Source organism: Bacillus sp. MYb209, assembly GCF_002975175.1.
Classification (GTDB): Bacteria; Bacillota; Bacilli; order Bacillales; family Bacillaceae_G; genus Bacillus_A.
On record NZ_PCNZ01000103.1, the window covers coordinates 1 to 2,265 of the forward strand.

A 2,265-nucleotide genomic window follows, 5' to 3' on the forward strand; every position below is an offset into this window, starting at 1 on the left:
AATAAATGAAACATTAAAAAAATATGAAAAACAAATTAACAACAAAATTTTTAATCAGCATGTTCACTTGGCAAACAGTTGCGGAAAAAAATAAGAGAAGTATAAAAAAACTAAAAAAATGCTATTATTATATTAATTTATATACATTAAAAAAAGTCCTCTTATGTAGGACTTTTTTTACTTTTTTCGAATGTAAACTTTTAGATATTAGTTTACATTCAAACTCCCTTAAAAATTGACTCCACACCAAATCTCCTGATATCCTCATTTTATAAGAAAAAAGTATACATTCAAAACACTATAAATAAAGAGGTCAAAAATCTATGAACAAAAAACCACATCTCATTGATGTCCAACCCATCCGTAGCAAAGAACAGATCGAAGATATGAAATGGGCCCTCAAACGTCATTGTTCAGAAAGAGACTATATTCTCTTTCTGATTGGCATTCATACCGGATTACGCGTGAGTGATCTACTTCAACTTGAAACACAAACCATAGTAAAACTAAAACGAAAAAAGAGAAAAGAATTCAAAATCAAAGAAGGAAAAACAAAGAAAGAACGCATGATTAACCTTACTTCTATATTTGATGAAGTCTATTCGTATACCCAAACACTAAAAGGTACCTGGTTATTCCCTTCACGAAAAGGAGAACAACCCATTAGTAAAATCCAAGCTTATCGACAATTGCAAAAAGCCGGAGATTTTGCCGGTATCGAATCCATCGGGACTCACACCATGCGCAAAACTTTCGGCTATTGGTTCTATAAACAAACAAAAGATGTTGCTATGTTGCAGGAGATATTAAACCACAGCACACCACAAATTACACTCAAATACATTGGGATCAAAAAAGAAGAAAAAGATAATATTCTTGATACATTCCTTATTTAATCCCTTTAAAAAATAACTAAAAAAAGAACTAACATTTAAAGTACTAGTTCTTTTTTTCTAATTAAAATATTAAATTAACATTAAAAAATTCAACATAAATTCAAAATTATATTTAACACTAATTATTTATATCGATAGGTACCGCATTTAGCACTACACCAACAGGTCCTAATTTTTCAATCATTTTTTTTGCCTTACCATATGGAAACTTCTTCACTAATGTAAAAGGAAGATTTTTCGATCCTTTTAATAGATCCCCTGTTGAAATATCAATTGCTAGGACACTTTTTATCTTTACTAAATCTTTTAATCCCCCATTAGGAGTTTCTACTAACACTATATTACACATATCAGGGAATTCCACTTCTATTTTCTGTATTTTTTCATTTAAACATCCTGTATTTACCCACTCACTAAAATCTAAAGTAATTACAGTAGCATGATTTGGATCCATATCACCAGAATCAACAGCCAACACTTCTTTTACATCTACACCTTGCAACATTAAAAAAACATTACCACTGCCATCATCACCGATAGAAACATAACCACTTGCATATTCAGTTACTTCCCAAGTCTCATTTCGTTCTACAATATCTTCAGTACCATAAATCGTTAAGCCTCCACCAATTGAAAAACCATTAGTATATCTCAATAAATCTTTATATACACTAGGTAATTCTATTTTCATCAGCTCTTCTAATTTTTGAATTTCAATATCACTTACTGGATTATTCTTTATTAAACCAGGAACTTTAAATAAATCTATCATTTTTTTACAAAACCTCCCAAACTATCAAAATATTTATAAGCATCCACTAATGCCTTTCTTGCATTTTTTTGACTAACTCCTGCCTCAATCATTTCTCTATAGCTTACATTAAATTCATAATGTATATCAGTATCATACCCCTCAATTTTTCTTCGTTTTCTTTGCATAGCAGAAATTTTTGCGTGTGGTAAACCAGAACTTGATGGTAAAAGTATTGCTTGAGCTTTCTTTTCGTTATAATCAAATTCACCCTTTTTAGCCCATCTTTTAGCCCACTCATTTTGTATAGGATGATGGGATTGTATCCGATTATCAGCAGCTATATTTTTATTTCCTGAGGCACGATTAACTGCTGGACTTAAATAGCCATGTTCATCAATATCTCCTTTTTGATATCCGCCTGGCCTTTTTGCATTACCTACATTTGTATTCACATTCATTCCATTACCAAGATTATTATTTAATCTACTATTTCCACTACTTGCTTTAACAAAATAATCTTTAATTGTAGGTATTTCAATTCTCATAGAACCCATACCTGCAAAAGCATATGAAACATCTTTCTTAAAAGATTGTAAAATATCAGCTGTTTGCTTC

Annotated in this window: 3 protein-coding genes; 1 reads left to right on the top strand and 2 read right to left on the bottom strand. The window is 30.6% G+C overall.

Translation table 11 applies throughout. The features are described 5' to 3' along the window. Positions 1 to 323 precede the first annotated feature (323 nt). Positions 324 to 896, top strand: a complete 573-nt coding sequence (locus tag CQZ94_RS30465; protein ID WP_002193736.1) for a tyrosine-type recombinase/integrase — start codon at positions 324 to 326, stop codon at positions 894 to 896. A 118-nt stretch (positions 897 to 1,014) separates the two neighbouring features. On the opposite strand, the gene CQZ94_RS30470 is transcribed toward CQZ94_RS30465, so the two are convergent. Both CQZ94_RS30470 and CQZ94_RS31035 read right to left on the bottom strand, forming a co-directional pair. Further along, positions 1,015 to 1,668: an SMI1/KNR4 family protein gene (locus tag CQZ94_RS30470; protein WP_002193737.1), complete on the bottom strand. Its 654-nt coding sequence runs from the start codon at positions 1,666 to 1,668 to the stop codon at positions 1,015 to 1,017. Next, positions 1,665 to 2,265, bottom strand: a 601-nt coding sequence (locus CQZ94_RS31035; protein ID WP_142395980.1) for a hypothetical protein, incomplete at its 5' end; no start/stop codon positions are given. The genes CQZ94_RS30470 and CQZ94_RS31035, both read right to left, overlap by 4 nt.